The organism is Polaromonas sp. P1_F2 (assembly GCF_056405735.1).
Window position 1 is genome coordinate 1 of the sequence record NZ_JBFUBN010000022.1, and the last position, 21,180, is coordinate 21,180.

The 21,180-nt window shown below is 62.8% G+C and carries 7 protein-coding genes; 5 read left to right on the forward strand and 2 right to left on the reverse strand.

Annotated elements, in window-relative coordinates:
- From AC1D0O_RS24840 to AC1D0O_RS24850, 3 genes are all read left to right on the forward strand, one after another.
- Nucleotides 1-2,632 (forward strand): beta strand repeat-containing protein (locus tag AC1D0O_RS24840; protein ID WP_477656148.1); only part of this gene is annotated, 2,632 nt, incomplete at its 5' end.
- Nucleotides 2,633-2,735: 103 nt separating this feature from the next.
- Nucleotides 2,736-3,455, forward strand: a complete 720-nt coding sequence (locus tag AC1D0O_RS24845) for an MBG domain-containing protein (RefSeq protein WP_477656149.1) — start codon at nucleotides 2,736-2,738, stop codon at nucleotides 3,453-3,455.
- Between the two features lie 248 nt (nucleotides 3,456-3,703).
- A complete protein-coding gene (locus AC1D0O_RS24850; RefSeq protein ID WP_477656150.1) occupies nucleotides 3,704-5,389 on the forward strand; it encodes a ShlB/FhaC/HecB family hemolysin secretion/activation protein in 1,686 nt (561 codons plus the stop codon).
- Nucleotides 5,390-5,556: 167 nt separating this feature from the next.
- Here AC1D0O_RS24850 and AC1D0O_RS24855 read toward each other — a convergent pair whose 3' ends face one another.
- Nucleotides 5,557-5,802: a hypothetical protein gene (locus tag AC1D0O_RS24855; protein WP_477656151.1), complete on the reverse strand. Its 246-nt coding sequence runs from the start codon at nucleotides 5,800-5,802 to the stop codon at nucleotides 5,557-5,559.
- Nucleotides 5,803-6,599: 797 nt separating this feature from the next.
- Here AC1D0O_RS24855 and AC1D0O_RS24860 point away from each other — a divergent pair.
- Nucleotides 6,600-7,175 (forward strand): toxin-activating lysine-acyltransferase, encoded by a 576-nt coding sequence (locus AC1D0O_RS24860; protein WP_477656152.1) that lies wholly within the window; start codon nucleotides 6,600-6,602, stop codon nucleotides 7,173-7,175.
- A 14-nt stretch (nucleotides 7,176-7,189) separates the two neighbouring features.
- Here AC1D0O_RS24860 and AC1D0O_RS24865 read toward each other — a convergent pair whose 3' ends face one another.
- Nucleotides 7,190-7,927: a hypothetical protein gene (locus tag AC1D0O_RS24865; RefSeq protein ID WP_477656153.1), complete on the reverse strand. Its 738-nt coding sequence runs from the start codon at nucleotides 7,925-7,927 to the stop codon at nucleotides 7,190-7,192.
- Between the two features lie 726 nt (nucleotides 7,928-8,653).
- Here AC1D0O_RS24865 and AC1D0O_RS24870 point away from each other — a divergent pair.
- Nucleotides 8,654-21,180, forward strand: a 12,527-nt coding sequence (locus tag AC1D0O_RS24870) for a cadherin-like domain-containing protein (RefSeq protein ID WP_477656154.1), incomplete at its 3' end; no start/stop codon positions are given.

Consider the following 21,180-nt stretch of genomic DNA (forward strand, 5'->3'; position numbering starts at 1 on the left):
CGACAAGAATGCCGGCACCGGCAACAAGACGGTGCGCGCCAGCGGCGTCACCATCAAGGACAGCGGCAACGCCGACGTGACGGGCAACTACAACATTGCCTATGCGGACAACACGACCAGCACCATCAACAAGGCCAACCTGAGCCTGTCGACCTCCGACGTCACCAAAACCTACGACGGCGGCCTCTCGGCGGCCGGCACGGTGGTGGTGACGGCGGGCACGGTGTTCGCGGGTGACGGCACCACGGGCGGCACATTCGCCTTCACCGACAAGAATGCCGGCACGGGCAACAAGACGGTGACGACCGGCGGCGTGACGGTAGGCGACGGCGTGAACAACGCCAATTACAACGTTAGCTATGTGGATAACACCACCAGCACCGTCAACCAGGCCAACCTGACGCTGTCGACCAGCAACGTGACCAAGACCTACGATGGCACGGTAGCCGCATCCGGCACAGCGACCGTGGCGGCCGGCACGCTGTTTGGCGGCGACAGCCTGACAGGCGGCAGCTTCGCCTTCATTGACAAGAATGCCGGTACGGGCAATAAAACGGTGGCGGCATCCGGCGTCACGGTGGGCGATGGCGTGAACAACGGAAACTACAACGTCAGCTACGCCGACAACACCAGCAGCACCATCAACAGGGCCAACCTCACGGTGACGGCCAATGCGGTGACCAAGACTTACGATGGCACGCTGAACGCTACGGGCACGGGCTCTGTCGGCACGCTGGCGGGCGCCGGTGCGGGCGAGTCGGTCAACGCCTCCGCCACGCAGGTGTTTACCGACAAGAACTTCGGTGTCGGCAACAAGACGGTGCAAGCCAGCGGCCTGACCATCAAGGACAGCGGTAACGCCGATGTGACCGGCAACTACAACATCAGCTACGTTGACAACACGGCCAGCACGATCAACAAGGCCAATGTGACCCTGTCGACCTCCGACGTCACCAAGACCTATGACGGCACGACCAGCGCGGCCGGCACGGTCACGGTAACGGCGGGCACGGTGTTCGCAGGTGACAGCGCCACAGGCGGCGCATTCGCATTCACCGACAAGAATGCCGGCAATAGCAACAAGACGGTGACGACGGCAGGCGTGACGGTGGGCGACGGCGTGAATAACGCCAACTACAACGTCAGCTATGCCGACAACACCACCAGCACCATCAACCAGGCCAGCCTGACGCTGTCCACCAGCAACGTCACCAAAACCTATGACGGCAACACGGCGGCGGCGGGCACGACCACCGTGACGGCCGGCAGCCTGTTCAGCGGCGACAGCCTCTCGGGCGGCAGCTTTGCCTTCACCGACAAGAACGCCGGCAACGGCAACAAGACAGTGCAAGCCAGCGGCGTGACGGTGGGCGACGGTGTGAACAACGGCAACTACAACGTCACGTATGCCGACAACACCACCAGCACCATCAATCCGTTCGCTGTGAGCGTTTCGGGCACCCGCAGCTATGACGGCACAGCCAATGTGGCGGCCGGTGTGCTGAACATCGGCCCGCTGGTGGGCACCGAAACCCTGGGCCTGGCAGGCAGCGCCACAGTGGCCGACAAGAACGTGGGCGCCAACAAGACGCTGACCGTCGCGGGCCTGAGCCTGACCAACGGCAGCGGGCTGGCCGGCAACTACACCTTCACCGGCGGTACGCAGCAGGCCAGCATCACCCAGGCTAGCCTGACGGTGGGCACCAGCAACGTGACGAAGACCTACGACAGCACCACCACGGCGGCGGGCACGGCCACGGTGACCGGCGGTACCTTGTTCGCGGGCGACAGCCTGACGGGCGGCACCTTTGCCTTCACCGACAAGAATGCCGGCGCCGGCAACAAGACGGTGACGACGACCGGCGTGACGGTGGGCGATGGCGTGAACAACGGCAACTACAGCGTCACTTATGCCAACAACACCACCAGCACCATCAACAAGGCCGACCTGATGGTCACGGCCTCCGGCGTCAGCAAGGTCTATGACGGCACAACCGTCGCCACCGTGGGCTACGGCGACAACCGCGTGGCCGGCGACGTGCTGGGCATCGCGGGCTCCGCCTCCTTCGCCGACAAGAACGCCGGCAGCGCAAAGGTGGTGAGCGTCAACGGCATCAGCACCTCGGGCACCGACGCCGGCAACTACAACCTGCTGAACACCACGACGGCAACCACGGCGGACATCACGCCCAAGGCGCTGACGGTGACGGCCAACAACGACAACAAGAACTACGACGGCAGGGCCTACAGCGGCGGCAATGGCGTGAGCTACAACGGCTTTGTGGCGGGCGACTCATCCGCCGGCATCGGCGGCGCGCTGGCCTATGGCGGCTCCTCGCAGGGCGCTGTCGCCGCGGGCAGCTACCTGATCACGCCGGGCGGGCTGAGCTCGATCTCGGGCAACTACGCGTTGGGCTTTGTCGATGGCGCGCTCAGCATCACGACCGCCAATGCCAGCACTGCCGCGCTGGGCAATGCCGCGCTGGTCGGTGCTTATGACGGCGCGCTGCAGGCGGTGGCGGGGTTGGGGGCTTCGTCGGGTGGTGGCGGGGGTGGTGGTTTCGGCGGTGGCGCTGCTGCCGACGCGCTGTCGGCTGCTGCGGCTGATGCCGGCAAAAACGACGAGAAATAAGGTTCTGGGGCAGGGTCTTGCTTCGGCGGTGCGCGCTCCTTTGTCTCTGCTCTTTGCTGAGGGCGGTTGGCCGGGGGTAGCCCGGCGGCTACTCACTTTTCTTTTGCTTCGCCAAAAGAAAATTAAGCAAAACAAGACCTACGACGGCAGCGCAACGGCGACCCTGGGCAACATCGGCACCCTGGCAGGCCTGGCCTACGGCGAGGCCTTGACCTTGAACTCCACCGGCGCCAGCTTCGTCGATGCGAATGCCGGCACCGGAAAAACCGTCACCGCCACCTACACGCTCGCCAACGGCACAGGGCTGGCCAGCAACTACCAGCTGGCAGCGGCGCCGGTCACGGCGACAGCCGATATCGCCCAGGCCAACCTGACCGTCAGGGCCAACAACGACAGCAGGACCGTGGGCGGCGCGGCCTATGCCGGCGGCAACGGCGTGAGCTACAGCGGCTTTGTGGGAGGCGAAACGGCCGCGGTGCTGGGCGGTGCGCTCAGCTACGGCGGCAGTTCACAAGGCGCCAGCGCCGTCGGCAGCTACGCCATCACCGCAAGCGGCTACAGCGCCGCGAATTACGTGCTGGCCTATGTCGATGGTGTGCTGACCATCAGTTCCGTGGTGGTGCCCCCGACGCCAGCCGGCGGCGGCGTGCCGGGTGGTGCCGCCCCGGCGGATGACGCCTACCGTAGCGCGCTGTACAACGTGGCCAACTCGGGTGGTTCAGGGGGCGGCAGTGGTGGCGCGGGTGGCGCGGGTGGCGGTGCAGATCCCGGCGATGCCTTGAGGGCCGCCGCCGCTGAAGCCGGTAACACCGGTGAAGAATAAGCCACCCCCGTTCCGGCTTGCGCTTAGCATTGCGCGGGTTTTTGCGGGGTTGGGCGGCATGTCGCTAAAAATGGGGACATACAGGCCGGCTGCTCTCTGCGACAGTGCGGAAGCGGCGCATCTGCTGCATTGGCAGTAGGGCGCTATGGCCGGGGGATGTACAAAAAATCGCAGGATGCCGGAGGGACCTGGCAGGCGGCCCCGGGGTGGCGGCATTTGCCGTGTGAGTGTTAAGTCGAAATGAAATAATGAAAATCAATTCCTTGCCCCTTTCCACCCTGGCCTCGGCGATTTTGCTGGCAATGCACGGCGGCGCCTGGGCGCAAACCCCGCCCCAGCCCGATGCCGGCCAGGTGCTGCGCGACCTGCGCCAGGCGCCACCCACGCCGCCCCCGCAGGCGGCACCCTTGCAGCGTATCGAGGAATCACCCGACCTGAGCCAGAAGGGCGAGGCCACGGTGCTGGTCAAGTCCATCGCCATCACCGGCAACCAGGAAATCCCGACCGCTGAACTCCAGCCGCTGGTGGCCAACCTCCTAGGCGCCGAGCGCTCGCTGAGCCAGCTCAATGCCGCGGCGCGCCGCATCACCGCCTACTACCGCAGCAAGGGGTTTGCCGTGGCCAGAGCCTACCTGCCCGCGCAGGACATCACCGACGGCGCCGTCACCATCAGCGTCATCGAAGGCCGCATCTCCAGCCACAAGATCAACAACCAGTCGCTGCTCAGCGATGAACGCGCCCAGGCCTACCTGGGCCAGGTCAAGGACGGTGACGTCATCAGGAGCGAGCAGATAGACCGCGGCCTGCTGCTGCTGCAGGACACCCCCGGCGTCAGCACCTCGCGCGCCACGCTGCAGCCCGGCGCCAGCGTCGGCACCTCCGAGCTGCTGATCGAGGTCAACCCCGCGAAGCCCTACAGCGGCAGCGTGGTGCTCGACAATTACGGCAGCCGCTACACCGGCGAATACCGTGTGGCCGGCACCTTCAACCTCGTGAGCCCGCTGAAGATCGGCGACCAGCTCAGCGCCAACCTGCTGACCTCCGGCGACAACCTGAGCTTCGCCCGTCTGGCCTACCAGTTGCCCGTCGGCAGCGACGGCCTCAAGCTGGGCGCGGCCTATTCCGACATCCACTACAAGCTCGGCAAGGAGTTTGAAGCCCTGCAGGCCCACGGCACGGCCACCAGCGCCAGCGTGTTCGCCGCCTACCCGTTTATCCGCAGCCAGTTCAAGAACCTGAACGGCACGGTCTCGTACGAAGACAAGAGCCTCAAGGACTATGTCGACGGCACCAACACCTTCACGCCCAAAAAAGTCGGCGTCGCCACGTTCGGTTTGTCGGGCAGCCTGCAGGACACGCTGGGCGGCGGCGGCATCACCGGCCTGGACCTCTCGGTGGCCTTCGGCAACCTGAGCATCAACTCGCCGACGGCACTGGCCATCGATGCGGCCTCGGCCCAGTCCAACGGCAGCTACACGCGCTTCAGCTACGGCGCGAATCGCCTGCAGCGCTTCACCGACAGCACCTTTTTGGCGCTTTCGGTGGCCGGCCAGACCGCCAGCAAAAACCTCGATTCGTCGGAAAAATTCTCATTGGGCGGCATCAACGGCGTGCGCGCCTATCCGCAGGGGGAGGCCAGCGGCGACGAAGGCTACCGCGCCACGGTGGAGTTGCGCCACAACGTGATCCCCAACGTGCAGGCCACGGTGTTCTACGACGTGGGCAAGATCACCATCAACCGCAAGCCCTTCGGCCCGGCGGCTTCGAACAGCCGCAACCTGGCTGGTGTGGGTGTGGGCGTCAATGCCAGCCTGGGGGCTGTGCAGTTGCGCTCTTCGCTGGCCTGGCGCACCGACGGCGGTTTGCCGACCTCGGTCCCGGCATCGGCGGCCAAGCGGCCTACGTTGTGGATGCAGGCGTCGGTCGCTTTCTGATCTTTAACTCCCTCCCCCACTGGGGGAGGGTTGGGGTGGGGGCCGGCGGCGTTTCAATCACGCACAGCCGAACATTCACCATCGCCAGCCCCCCTCCCAACCTTCCCCCAGCGGGGGAAGGAGCAATACCCCCTCCCCAATGTGAGGGTCAGCGGCCTCCAATCGCTTCAGCGTCCGCCCCTGGCGCTACCGCGTTGCACCGCCGCCGTTGCAGCCACCGGCTCAGCCATAGGCGCCGAGAAATAACGCGCTGAAACTTCCAGTACGCGCCGCGCATTCATCTCCATCTCGAAGCAGGGCGGCCGCGGCGCCTGCACATAAAAAGGCCAGGGCGCGGACACGCGCGTGGGCTGCGGCCGGGGTTGGGGCGTGACGCGCGCCCAGGGCGGAGGGTGGTGATTTGACAGCTGCATCTCGGTCCTTTGTTCTCATTGGATTGGGTATTTGGGTGAGGCAATACTACTGTACATTCATACAGTTATCTACCCAGATTTACCCATGGAAACAATGAACCTGGCCTGACGGTATCGCCCGTTGTGCGCAGCGTTTTTTCGATTGAATTCCCTCTCCCCTGATTCAACTCCCTCCCCCGCTGGGGGAGGGTTGGGGGGCTAGCGGCGCTCAAGCGCGCACAGCCGAACATCGACCATCGCCAGCCCTTCATTCCAACCTTCCCCCCAGCGGGGGAAGGAGCGAGAGCACCAGGCACCCCCAGCCTCATGACCCCTGCCACAAACGCATGACAGGCCAACACGATTCCGAAAGCAAACCCCACTATTTGCAAGAAATCGTCACAACAATGCCCGCGAAAAGACAAAGTGAACTCGATGTTTTTTCAGGCTTTGCCTAAGCTCGGATTCAAGGCGTGTACCACTTAGAGATTACTAATTGATGCGAGCCCAGGGGTTTATTAATGTTAAAGGCGTCTCGTATTTCAAAAAATATACAACTTAAGTAAAAGTTGAAGCAGAGACAGGTACAGGCAACACGGTGGGTTAGGGCACCAGGTTTGTATCGCGAGACGCCAGTCGATGAAGCAGCGAGAACCGGCATGAACGCTTTGGCATCTCTCTCCCCGCAGGGCGGCTCCCGCCCCGCAAGCCCGGCAAAGGCCGCACGGTCGCTTGCCGCCGGCAGCGGCAGCGCTTTCGGCGCAGCAACGCGCACCGCCCACCAAGGGCCGACACCCCAAACCACAAGGAAACCCGCCATGACGCAGGACCGCACCCTCATGCCCGCCGACAAATTCACCGTGCTCGGCAAATTCGCCTGGCTGTGGATGAACTCCCCACTGCACCAGCACTGGGACGTCAACTTGCTCAGCAACTTCGCGCTGCCGCCCATCGAGCTGGGCCAGTACCTGCTGCTCGAACGTGACGGCCTGCCGGTGGCCTATTGCAGCTGGGCCCACCTGGACAGCCGGGCCGAGGCCGCCTACATGCTGGACGCCTCCCACATCGCGCTGGCCGACTGGAACGGCGGCGATCACCTGTGGTTCGTCGACTGGGTCGCGCCCTTCGGCAAGGCCGATTCGTTTGAACTCAAAAACCGGCTGGCGGACAAATTCCCCACCTCGGTTGCGCGCGCCATCCGCGTCAAGCAGGGCAGCCGCACCGGGCGGGTCATGGAGTTCAGGGGGCGGGACACCGACAGGCGCGCCACACAGGCCTTGCTGGCCGGCTACTACCGGGAGTTCCTGCAAACCGTCGAAGCACAGAAAACGCGGCAGGTGCGCATGAAGCACAAAGCCCGGCCAGCCGTCCAGTCCGTCGAAGCAGCCCGGTAACCCAATCCAAAAGTTTAAAAGTCCAGGAGAACATCATGAACGACCCCTTTGCCGATACGAAGAAAAATTCCGAGGTTACGCTGTACAAAAGGTTGGCCTTGGATGCGACCAATCCCTACGTCGCCTACAACAACACGGACCGCGCCCTGAATGTGGCGTATCGCATATATACCGGGGATCCAGGGGCGTTGAAGCTGGGCCTGGATGGCTATGAGGATCGGTACAGAGAAAATAACAATAAACGCGTACTCGATCCAGGTATCAGGGCCAAGCTGGAGGACAGCTATGAGAGCCAGACCAATTATTTGTCCCAGCACTACTGGGCCACGACTGCCTTGCTGGGTGTGGGTTACAGCATCAACCGGCCCGACCTGGTGGCGGCAGGCAGTGATGCGCGCGCGCTTGCCGCAATCGTCCTGACACGCTCCATCATCAATGCCGGTCTTGAGACCGCACTTTATATTGCCAACGGCTTGGCGTACTCGAAAGTGATCTTCGGCACGGGAACCTATTACCCGTCGCGCAAAGCTACCGCGCCAAAGGCGGGGTATATGGCCTTGCCTTCTGTGTTGCGATCTGGCATGGTTTCTGGTTTTGATGAGGACCGAGCCAGCGAATGGGTGGCAAACGGCAGGTTTACCAAGGCTGGCGGCATTATCAAAAATTTGCGCAGCTATACCGGCGCTACTGTCAGCACTCTCTTTACCCTTAACGGGCTGCTCTCGGTGGTCCAGACGGGATGGGTGCTTCACAACGCCATTTATGCCCGGAACAAGGAAGGGAAATATCCCAATGGGAAAGAGGCCCTCATCGCCATTTCATCGGCTGTCATTGGCCTGACGACTTCGCTGGGAAATGTGGGCGCGAATGCTTTTAAAGCCCTGAACAGCTTCGGCGCCACCAAGGTATGGAGATCGCCAACGCTTCAAGAGCAAATCGAGGCAATGGGAGGACTCGGCACGTTTGTACCGGCCCCTCCCGGCGCACCGGTCGCCGGAGCGAATGTGGATGTGAGCTTTGCACCGCACTTTGCAAGGAACCAGCTTGGGGCCTGGAGCGAGCAACCTGGCTTTGCCCCGGGCGCGCCTGAGAACTTCGATTACGCCCTAAGCGACTTTTTCAGTGGGGTGATGGAGTTGCAGGAGTTACCGCCGCAGCACTTTTATATTGCTGCTCCGTCTGGCACGTTCAGTGATGCGAGTACTGCGCCGATAGCGCGCCCAAATCCTGCACTGGAAGCGCATCTCAGTGATCCACTACGACTGGCGCCTATGGCGCCCTCGGGCGAAACCTCCAAAATCGTCGTGTCGGACGATCTCGGCGTGGTACGCAATCAGGCACTGAGGGTGTTAAGGGTGGAACGTGCGGAACCTCCCACTGGTAGCCCATCAACCATTCCGAGCAATTCCCCGTCGGCTCCTGCGCGTGGCCCGGGCAGTACGGTGGTTGCCGGTGGTGACCCTCCATCGGCGCCTGTTTTGAGCGGTAAACGGCGGCTACCCCGGTTTGAAGGCCGGACCAACAAGATTCTGGGCGCAGCCGGTACCACCTTCGGGTTTATCAATGGTGTGGCGGGGGCGCTCACCATACTTCCTTACCTGGCCAGCGACAACCTGACCAACGATGAAAAAGGGGTGGTTGTCGCGGAAATCGGCAGCCAGGCGCTGGGCGCGTTCCTTCAGGTTTCGTCGAATAGCGCATTGGCAACGCGGGCGATGCAAGGCGCGACTTTTGGCATGACGAGCACGGCCGGATTGGCCTCACGCCTGGTTCCGGGTCTGGGCGCCGCGGCGGGGGCTATTGTCGTGGCGGTCAGCCCTATCGAGATCTACAAGCTGGTCCAGCAATCGAGGTACGCCGACGACCTCGAGAAGATCGGCCGGAAGATGAGCGAGCACGGCTACAGCGGCGACAGCGTGCTGGCCGAGTTCTATCGCCAAAAAACTGGCGCGCAAAGGGATATTTTGATAGCCACCACGGCGCTGTCCGTGGTCAGTTCCCTGTTCATGGTGTTCATGACCACTGCCGCTGTCGGCGGCTCCGTGTTCCTTCCCGCAGCCATGATCGTCGGGCTCGTGGCCGGTGTCGCCTCGCTGATTCTCAAAGGCGTGGAAACAGTCATCATCGCAGGCATCGCGCAAGACTATGCCAACAAAATCGAGGCCGCGGGAGGCGCCCGGATTTTTTTCCAGGAGGCATTGACCGCGCAATACCTGGTACTGCGGGACGGCAAGGACACGGGCGCCTACTTGAAGGAAGTGCAGTCCGACTTCGGGGTCGACAGTGTGGTGGGCGTCACAACGGTGCTGCTTGCGGGCCAGAGCCGGGAGGGCGCCGCATTGAGCGGCAGTCCCGACGCCATCAAGACGGCGGCGGCCTACATCGACCGCTTCCGTGACGGCGATAGACAAAAAAAGGATGAAAAGACGCTGAACATCGATGCGAAAAGCGGCACGATGAACATCGACGGCGCGCCCGGGAAGACGCAGCTTCTCATCTTCCTCAACCCTTTGCTGGCACCCGGCACGGAGGACAGGGTGAAAGTGAATACCGGCGGCAAAGCCAGCACGACCAGCCTGAAAGTCAATTTCCCGGGCGGCAATGAGGTGACCCTCGACACGGCCAAGGGCTGGACCATCAATGACGGCAACGAGAAGTCAAGCGCGTCAACCACCATGGACTTGCGCAAGATGGTGACGAGCATCACCAATTTCGAGAAGACGGTGACCAAGAGCCTGTCGGTTCAGGTCAACGGATACGGAGGGGACGACCTCGTTATTGCGGACGCGTCGGCGATGACTTTCGACGGTGGCAAGGGAAGGGACGTCGTCAGCTATGACGGTTTTGGGGGTACTGAAGGAATCAAGGTTGCGCCGACCGCGGATGGCAAAGGGTTTACCGTCAAGAAATCTTTGTTGGGTGCGGATATTTACCATGAAACAGTCGCGTCCCAAACCTACAGCCCGGCTGGCAAACCGGCCGAAACAGTCCAATATCGCGATGTCGAGTTGATCAAGGGCACCGCATCGTCCTTCGTCACCGATACGCTGCTCAATGTTGAGGGCGTGCGCGGCGGCGTGGGCAATGACACCCTCACCGGCACAGGCGGCAGGAACTGGTTCGAAGGCAGGGCCGGCAACGACTTCATCGACGGCGGGGACGGCGATGATGTCCTGTCCGGCGGGGCGGGTTTAGATACCGTCAAGGGAGGCCGGGGCAATGACTACATCCTCCAGGAGATAGGGCCCGACAACGATGTGATCGATGGCGGGACCGACGTTGACGGGACCGACCTTGACACCGTGGACTACAGCGCCAGCAATCTGGCGGACGGGCGGGCACCGGATGGCATTGGCATTGTGGCCACGCTGGGCGTGGAGGGCACAGTCACCAAGGTTATACAAGGTACTGTTGTCGACGTCAAAGCCAAGGGGCGCTATATCCGCATCTACCACTCGGGTGCAGTCTCTGACACGCTTGGCGTAGGACTGACCGGACTGAAAGTGAATGCAGGAGGAAAAGATGTAGCCTCCGGCATAGGCAGTGAGTACCGAACCGAGGAGTATTTCTTTCGTGAAGAGGCTAGGGGTGAGTTGAAATTTACAGCCCTCACCGATACCGGATTGGGTGGAGACTGGAACGGAAACAGGTCGAGCGAGGGAAGCAACATTGCTTATTCGGGGAGCGAGGGCCCACGTATAGGCCTGTACGAACGCCCAGCCAAAAGGCCCTTCATCGAGCTCGATCTGGGGAGTGTGCAGGCCATCGACTCGATCAGCCTGTGGGGAGTCGCGAACCACGTCGACTGGAGCAACAATTTGCGGGTGTATGTGTCGGAAACGGCTTTCTCCTGGAAAGACTCGCCTTCGGCTTGGTGGGATAACGTCAATTCATCCTACGCCGACCTGGCCCGCAATCCTACGGTGATGCATATCGACGTGGCGCGGACGGAGACGACCGAGAGGTCAACCTATACCGATAGCTTGACCAGCATCGAAAAGCTGGTTGGCACGGCACTGAACGACAGCCTTACGGGCGACGTCATGCGCAATGCCTTGTCGGGTGGCGCGGGGAATGACACCTTGAACGGCGGCGGTGGTGACGACACCCTGGTCGGCGGGGCGGGCACGGACCAGATCGACGGCGGCGAGGGCAACGACGAGATCTGGCAAGACCTGGATTCCGCCAGCGAGAAATTGATGGGGGGCCTGGGCATGGACACGCTGAACTACAGCGTAGGCAAAATGGCGGGCGGCATCGTGGCCGACCTGAACGCCCAAAAGGATTCGAACGGCGACTGGTGGCAGTCGGTGAACAAGGTGCTGTCCGGTACTTCCCTGGCTGTCGGGGTCAGGGGCCGCTATATCCGCATCTATCACGATGGTACGGTGGCGGCAAATACCGCCCTGTCGCTGGCCAGGCTGAAGGTCTACGCCGGCGGGGTCGACGTGGCCCTGAACCAGCGAAGCGCGGCAGGTGTCGACGTGGGCACTGTCGGCGGAAGCGGCCTCAATAACGATTGGGCGCTGACCTCCGGCCTGCCCGTGCCGGAGTCCGGCACAAGCCGCATCGCCCATGCCGAAGGCGCCAAAGCCTATATCGAACTCGACCTCGGCGACACCTACGACATAGAGTCGCTCTCCCTGTGGGGGCGGGCGGACAATCCCAGTGAAAGCAGCAATCTGCGGGTCTATGTGTCGAGCGCCCCCTTCAAGTGGGCCGACACAAGCAATAAGCTGTTTGAGGACCTGGCGGTCGATCCGCATGTGAAGCAGCTGGACCTGAAGCTGGTGGATTCGGTCAACCAGACGGTGAGCGACAAGCTGAGCGATATAGAAAACCTGATCGGAACCGATTTTTCCGACGCCCTTACCGGTGATAACAGCGCCAACGAGCTGACGGGCGGGCTGGGCCAGGACACCCTGAAGGGCGGCGGAGGGGACGACATTTTCAATCTGGGCATGGAGCGGGTCAATGAAGTGCTGGACGGCGGCGACGGCATAAACGACAGGGTCGAGTACACCCGCCCGAATGCCGAGGCCTATGACGTCTATATCGACCTGATCAACCCGAAAACCGTGACGGCTGTGAAGGGCAAGTACATCCGCATTTACCACAATGGCGATGTGGATGTGGGGACGGCACTGTCGCTGACCGGGCTGCAGGTGTATGTGGGTGGAGAGGACGTAGCCAAGGGTGTCAAGAGTGTGTCCGGTGCCGACGTGGGCGGTGGCGACAACAGCCGGTTCAACAATCCCGACGCACTGACAAATGACAGTCTGGGCGGCTCTTATCAAGTCGCCGATGGCAAGACCAATCTGGCCTATGCGACGGGCGAGGCAAAACCCTACATCGAACTGACGCTTCCGGATAAGGTCGACCCGCAGAAGTTGATCGACTCCATCTCCATATGGGGGCGTGCGAACGCAGACGGGACCACGTCCGACGAAAGCAGGGACTTGCGGGTGTTCATTTCGGAGAAACCCTTTGTCCCGGCCGGCGGAACGAACACGAGCCTGAGCTACAACCAGCTGTCCAACGATGCCACGGTCAATCACTTTGACCTCAAGGCGGTGAAGTCCAGCATCGGCGACAAGGCCTTCAAGACCTTCCACGGCACCAACGTCATGGTGTCGGCGGTGGATGGCGAACATAAGGTAAACAGGGTAAGGGGCAAGTACATCCGCATTTACCACACGGGCGCGGTGGATGTGGGGAAGGCACTGTCGCTGACTGAGCTGAAGGTGTATGTGAACGGGGAAAACCTGGCCAAGGGCGTCCAAAGTAAGTCCGGCGCCGACGACGGCGGCCAAGACGATCTCCAGTTCAACAATCTCTACGCACTGACAGATGGCAAGTTGGGCGGGGTCTATGCAAGCACTGTCGGGAAGAGCAACCTGGCCTATGCGAAAGGCAGCGAAAAACCCTACATCGAGCTGATGCTTCCGGGTGGGGTCGACGAGTTGAAGGTTATTGACTCCATCTCGGTATGGGGGCGCGCGAATGCTAACGGGACCACCTCGGACGAAAGCAACGATTTGCGGGTGTTCATATCGGACACTGCCTTTGTCGCGGCGGACGGAACGAATCTGAAATACGAACAGCTGACCGCCGATGATACGGTCGCGCGTTTCGACATCAAGGCGGTGGATGCGAATGCGTCCAGCACCTACACCGACACGCTCAGCAACATGGAGGACGGGTACATCGATGACCAGAAACAGTCTTTCAGTCGCGGCCACTACAGGAGCCAGTCCAGCCAGTCTTCACCCACAGAAGGTTCCACCCTTATGGGTAGCGAAGGCGCCAACAAGCTGTTCAGCGACGAAGGCGATGACAATATCGCGGGCAAGGGAGGGGACGACGTCTTGTTCGGCGGCTCGGGCAACGACATCCTGGACGGCGGGGACGGCGACGATCAACTGGCGGGCGGCATCGGCAGGGACACGGTCAGGGGCGGCAAGGGTCGCGACGAGATCTTGCAGCACATGGAGGCCCTCAGCGAGAGCCTCGACGGCGGCGACGGTGTGGACACAGCGGATTACAGCCTCGAAGACCTGACCGGCAAGGCTTCCACGGGCATTGTGGCCGACCTCGGCGCCGACGGTGACGGCCACGGACGGGTTGTGAAGGTGTTTGACGGCACCTTGGTGGGTGTGCAGGCCACGGGGCGTTATATCCGCATCTACCATTCGGATGCGACGCCAGCCCTTGCACTAACCGAGCTCAAGGTGTTTTCGGGCGGGAACAACGTAGCTTTGGGCAGGGCTAGCTGGTTTGGCGGCGACAGCCTGTTCGGCGATGTGTGGACGGGCGGCTCTCCTTTCGGAGGCGGTGCTTACAATCCGGCGGCATTGACGGATGGCAAGACGGGTGGATCGGATGCCATCACCTTCGTCACAAGCATGAAGGCCGGTGTCAAGGCCTATATCGACCTGGACCTTGGCGACTCCTACGCCATCGATGCGATCTCCCTGTCGGGGGGCGTGGTCTCCGGCTTCACCGGCGCGAGCGACAACCTGCGGGTGTATATATCGAACACCAAGCCCGTAATTAATTCGCCCACTGCCTATGACGACCTGGCCCGGGATGTCGACCTGACCGAGGGCATAGGCACGGCTCAGATTGATTTTGACACTGTGGGCACGGCCGCCACCGGCACTTTCACCGACATCCTCACGGGCATAGAGAACATTGTCGGCACGGCGCTGGCCGACAGCCTGACGGGCGACGCCTATGACAATGAGTTGACCGGCAATGAAGGCGACGACTTGCTCGTCGGCAAAGCCGGTGATGACGACCTGTACGGCAAGGAGGGCAACGATACCCTGGACGGCGGCAGCGGACGCGACCTCCTGGACGGCGGCGCCGGCAAGGACCGCATAGGCGGCGGCGACGACGATGACGTGATCCAGCAGGACCTGGAGGCCTATGTGCCCGGCAGCTCGGGAGTCTGGGACGTGATTGACGGCGGGGCCGGCAACGACGCGGTGAACTACGGCCATACCGTGTTTACGGTCGCCACCCGCCTCGGGGTGGGCGACGTAGCGACGGATGTCGGCATCAACGCCGACCTGGTGACTGGACAGGTCGTCAAGTACACCGGCGCCGGCTTCAGTGTTTATGACATCTTGAGCAATATCGAAAGCGTGGTGGGCACGCGGTTCAACGACAGCCTGAGCGGTGATGCCAACGCCAACGCGCTGGACGGTGGCGATGGCAAGGACGTGCTCAAAGGCGCCGGGGGCGACGATATTTTGAAGGGCGGCGCCGGCGCCGACAGCCTGGAAGGCGGGATCGGTGATGACGGCCTGGAAGGCGGCGACGGTGATGACAGCCTGGAAGGCGGGGCCGGCGATGACAAGCTGTCGGGCGGCGCCGGCGCGGACATCGTCGTGGGCGGTGCTGGCGATGATGCCATCGGGCAGGACATGGATGGATCCGCCGACCGGATTGACGGGGGGGCCGGCAACGACACGGCGGACTACAGCGGCACGGACTTGAAAGGCCGGGCCACCACCGGTATCGTGGCAAAGCTGGATGCCGACGGCAATGGCAATGGCACGGTGGTGAAAACCCTGAACGGCACCTATGCCAAAGTGGAGGAATGGGGGCAGTACATCCGCATTTACCGCAACGATGATGCGGATGAAACCAAGGCTTATGCGCACACTGTGTCATTGACCGGATTGAAAGTGTTCGCCGGCGGCAAGGATGTGGCCGATGGCATTCGTAGTTCATCTGGTGCCGACAAGGGATTCCGTGCCTGGGAAGCCGACAATCCTTACGCGCTGACGAATACCGAGGTTGGTGGACCATGGAACGGAAATGCGTCCACCGCGAATAGCAACATAGCTTACGCGTGGGGTGAGGGGAAACCCTATATCGAGTTGAACCTGGGCAGTGTGCAGGCCATCGATTCCATCGCCCTTTGGGGGCGAGCCGATACGCTTTTTAGTGACAACCTGCGGATATACATTGCCCAGACACCGTTCAAGGTGGATCTCCCCTCGGGGCGCAACTTCAATCCCTCCTATACCGACCTGGCGAGCAACGAGAATGTCAAGAGTATCGACATCGGGTCGGTGACCACCCGCGCCACCGACGCCTTTACCGACACCTTGGCAGGTATTGAGAACCTGGTGGGCACGGCGCTCAACGACACGATCACGGGGGACCGCAACGCCAATGCCTTGTACGGCCTGGCCGGCGACGACGTGCTTGACGGCGCCGCCGGCAACGACCGGCTCGTTGGCGGCGCCGGCCTTGACAATGTCAAGGGCGGCGACGGGGATGACGTTATTGAGCAGGAATTCGAGAGGGTTGGCGAGACGCTGGACGGCGGCGCCGGCTTTGATACGGTGACTTACGCTTCCGCCGACCTGCGGGGTATCACCACCCAAGGCATCACCGCCGACCTGGGGAAGGGCACAGTCGCCAAGGTGTTCGAGGGAACGGCCGTGGGCATCGGCATGCAGGGCCGGTACATCCGGATTTATCACAAAGACGGCAATCAGGTGCCCGTGTCGCTGACGGGGCTGAAGGTGTTCGCGGGCGGGAAGGACGTTGCCGCTGGCCGGCCGGCCGGAACCGGCGCCGATGCCGGGGGGATGGATACCTTCGCGCACAACCCGCTGGCGCTGACCGACCAGGAGGTGGGTGGCGCCTGGAACGAAAACAAACGCGACAACAAACCCGGCCTAAGCAACCTGGCATGGAGTGCGCTGCTAGGCCGGGTAGGCAGCAAGCCCTACATTGACCTGGACCTGGGCAGCGCGAGCGCCAGCGACCCCGCCGCCTTGTGGAATATTGACTCGATCGCATTGTGGGGGCGTGCGAACAAATCCGCTGAGACCAACGAATCCGCCGAGAGCCGCAACCTGCGGGTCTACGTTTCGCAGACGGCGTTCGATGCCTCCACGACCTACGCTGGCCTGGAGGCCCAAACGGCCACTGGAGCCGTCGGTATGGTGGATCTCGACGCAGTGGCCACCACGGCCACTACAACCGTTTACGACACGCTGAGCAATATAGAAAACCTGGTCGGCACTGCGTTGAACGATAGCCTCACGGGCGACGGCAAGGCCAATTCCCTGTCCGGCGGCGGCGGCAAGGACACGCTGGCCGGCGCGGGCGGCGACGACACCCTGGTCGGCGACCTGGGTGACGACAGCCTGGACGGCGGCACGGGCAACGACGTGCTGGCAGGCGGCATGGGCAGCGACACCATCAAAGGCGGCGATGGCGACGACCGTATCCTGCAGAACATGGAGCGCGGCGTGAGCGACCTGCTGGACGCCGGCGCCGGCAACGACACGGTGGACTACAGCGTCACCGACCTGACGGGTATTGCCACCCAAGGCATCACGGCCGACCTGACCGCCAATGCGCAGGGTGTTCAACTGGTCACTCGGTATTTTGCCGGCACCACGGTCCATGCCGGTGCGACGGGCCGGTTTATCCGCATCTACCACAATGACGACGCGGACGCCGGGAAAATCCTCTCGCTGACGGGGCTCAAGGTGTTTGGCCAGGACGGGCTGGACATGGCCGCCGGCAAAACCAGCCTGGCCGGCGCCGACAGCAATAAACCTGCGAACAATACCGTCCACAACCCGGCGGCGCTGACCGATGCGGTGCTGGGCGGCCAGGGCAACCTGGCCTACTCGAGTGGCACCAGGCCCTATATCGAACTGGACCTGGGTGACCCGCCGCGGTTCATTGACTCGATCGCCGTGCGGGGGCGCGCTTCCAATACAGGCGAGAGCGACAACCTGCGCATCTATGTGTCGAACACCGCGTTTGACGCGTCCGCGACTTACGCCAACCTGCTGCTGGACGTCAAGGTCAACACGGTGCTGGAGGTGCAAGCAGTCGACGTGACGGCCAACGTCAGTATGGTCGACAGCCTCAAGGGTGTCGAGAATCTCATAGGCACGGCGCTGGCCGACAGCCTCAAGGGCGACGGCAACAAAAACGCCCTGTTCGGCAAGGGGGGTAACGACACCCTCCAGGGCATGGGTGGCGACGACTTCCTGGCCGGTGACATCGGCAACGACATCATGGATGGCGGCGCCAACAACGACGTACTCTCGGGCGGTGCGGGCATCGACAGCGTCAAGGGCGGCGACGGCGACGACATCATCCTGCAGGACATGGAGCGCGTGAGCGACACGCTGGACGGCGGCGACGGCACCGACCTGGTGAAATACGACGTGAGCAACAGGGACATGGCCGGCGGCATCAAGGCCAGCCTGGCCAGCGGCAGGGTGGAGAAGCTGATGGCCGGAACGCTGGTCAGCATGGGGGGCGGCGCGAAGGGGCGCTATATCCGCATCTATCACTACGACGATACGCCAAACCTCTCGCTGGCCGGGCTGAAGGTGTATGTGGGCGGCGTGGACGTGGCTGCCGGCAAGGCGCTGGCGAGCGGCGCCGACATCGACATCGGCAGTGGCGCCGCAAAATACCAGACGCTGGACCTGGGCGGTGTATACGACATCAACTCGCTCATCGTCCTGGGCAACAGCGCCACGCCAGCGGAGAGCAGCAACCTGCGGATCTATGTCTCGGAAGGTCCCATGGTGTCGATATGGGGCCAGAGCCTGGGCTACGACGATCTGGCGAACAACCCCGCCGTGGGCCAAGCTGACGTAGGCACGGTTTACGGCGCGGCTGCGGCTACTTTTATCGACACGCTGGTCAGCATCGAGAACCTCATTGGCACGGCGATGAACGATACGCTGATCGGCAGCGACGCGGCCAACGACTTGAGGGGCGGCGCCGGCAACGACTCGCTGGATGGCGGCAAGGGCAACGACACCCTGGCCGGCGGCGCCGGCCAGGACACCGTCAGGGGCGGCGACGGCGACGATGTCATCCTGCAGGACCTGGAGCGTGTGGCCGATACGCTGGACGGCGAGGCAGGCATAGACACCGCCGACTACAGCCTTAGCGGCATGGCCGGCGGCATCGATGCCAATCTGGCCACCGGCAAGGTGACCAAAAACCTGGCCGGCACGTCCGTCGGCCTGGGCGGAACGACGGGGCAATTCATCCGCATCTACCACACGGATGCGCTGGCCCCGATCTCCCTCCTGTCCCTGACCGGTCTCAAGGTGTACGTGGGGGGGGGCGATGTTGCCGCCGGCGTGTTGAGCCGGGCCGGCGCCGACGATGCCGACAGCGCGGATCGCACCTATTTCAACAAGAAGGCGCTCACTGATACCGTAGTGGGCGTCGCCTGGAACAACCAGACCTCGGATGCCAGCAACCTGGCCTCGGTCAATGGCGCCAAGGCCTACATCGAGCTGGACCTGGGCAGCGCGAAGGCCATCGATTCGATCGCCCTGTGGGGGCGCCTCGGGGGCGAGAGCGAGAGCGGTAACCTGCGGGTGTACGTCTCGAACATCGCGTTTGATGCCACCACCAGCTACCGCAGCCTGGCGGCCGACCCGGCTGTGGTGCAGGTTGACGTGGCGGCGGTGGATGCGGCCAGTGTCAACACCAGCTTTACCGATACCTTGATCAGTATCGAGAACCTCATAGGCACAGCCATGGCCGACACGCTGGCCGGCGATGCCAAAGCCAACAGCCTGTCGGGCGGCGCCGGCGCGGACACTTATATTTATAACAAGGGCGGCGGCGCCGACACCCTCCAGGACTTTGAAAGCACCACCGGCACGGCCGCCGTACCTGTCGACACCCTCAGGCTGGGCGCGGGCCTGGCCATGAGCGACACACAGCTCAGCCGCGTTGACGATACGGGCATCGCCGGCAGCACTGGCAAGCACCTCAAGCTCACATGGACAGGCAACAGCGGCGACTCGGTGACGCTGAAAAGCTACTTCAGCGGCAACGCGGGCGACCTGATTGAAAAAATCGTCTTCAGTGACAACACCGAGTGGGGCAATGCAAATGTCCTGGCGGTCATGGGGACGACCGACTCATGGACGGGCACGCCAAATGCCGACACCAGGGTTGTGTCGAACGGTAAAGCCAGCCGCCTGAGCGGGCTGGCCGGCAACGACAGCCTTGCCGGCAGCGCCCTCAACGACATGCTCGACGGTGGCGACGGCGACGACACGCTGTCCGGCCTGGGCGGCAATGATTTCCTCTACGGTGGTGCGAACAACGACACCCTGGACGGCGGGGCCGGCAACGACAAGCTCGATGGCGGCTCCGGAGACGACAGCTACCGCTTCAACCTGGGCGGCGGGCAGGACACCATCACCGACATCGGCGGCACCGACCGCATCGTGTTCGGCGCGGGCATTACGGCCGGCCAGGTCAAGGCCAGCCTGGCCAACGGGCAGGTCACGCTGTCCCTGGCTTCAGGGGAAAGCGTGAGCTTTGCCGCGCCGACCTCCGCCAGCTACGCGGTCGAGCAGTTCGTGTTCGCGGACGGTACGTTGAAGGATGTTGCCTGGCTCAATGGCCTGGCCAACAAGGCCCCTCTCGGCGCCGACAAGACACTGACCCTGGCCGAAGACGGCAGCTACGCGATCACCGCTGCCGACCTGGGATTCAGTGACGGCGATGCGGGCGACAGTCTGGGTGCCGTGCGCATTGATTCACTGCCCACGGCCGGTAGCCTGAAATTCAAGGGCGTCGATGTCACGGCTGCGCAAGTCACGGCCAAACTGGCGATCAGCGCCGCCGACCTGGTCGCCGGCCTGCTGGTGTTCAGTCCGGCCGCCGATGCCAACGGCATCAACTATGCGAGCTTCACTTTCTCGGTCAAAGACCAGTACGGCGGCTTTGACGCCGCGCCCAACAAGCTGAGCTTCAATGTCACACCGGTCAATGAGGCCCCGACGCTGTCGAAGTTTGAGCCGGCCGTGGCAACCGTGGACGAAGACCAGGTCGCCACCATCACGGTAGCGGACCTGCGGGCCAAGGGCAATGAGACCGACAGAGATGGCTTGGCAGGCGCCGCCATCAACTTCGTCGTCAAGTCCGTGAGCAGCGGCTTCCTATGGATAGGTGAGACGCGGGACACGGCCACGCCCTGGGATGTTGTGAGCAACAACACGGTGGACGCGACGCACAACGCCTACTGGCTTCCAGCTGCCAATGTCAGCGGCGTCTTCAATGCCTTTGCCGCCGTGGCCAAGGACAGCGGCGGCACCGAATCGGCCAATGCCATCCAGGCCCGGGTGACGGTTACCCCCGTCAACGACGCGCCCACGCTGACCAGCGCCAAAGCCGTGCTGGCCGGCGGCACGGAGGACACGGCCTACACCATCACCCAGGCCAGCCTGCTGACCGGCTTTAGTGATGTGGACGGCAATGCACTGTCGGTGGTCAACCTCACGGCCGGCAACGGCACGCTGTCGGCCTTTGATGCAGTCAACAAGCGCTGGACCTTCACGCCCGCGGCCAACTACAACGGACCCGTCAACCTGGGTTACGGGGTCAGTGATGGTGCTGCGACCACGGTGGCCACGCAGAGCTTTGTGCTGGCGCCGGTCAACGACGCGCCCACGCTGACCAGCGCCAAAGC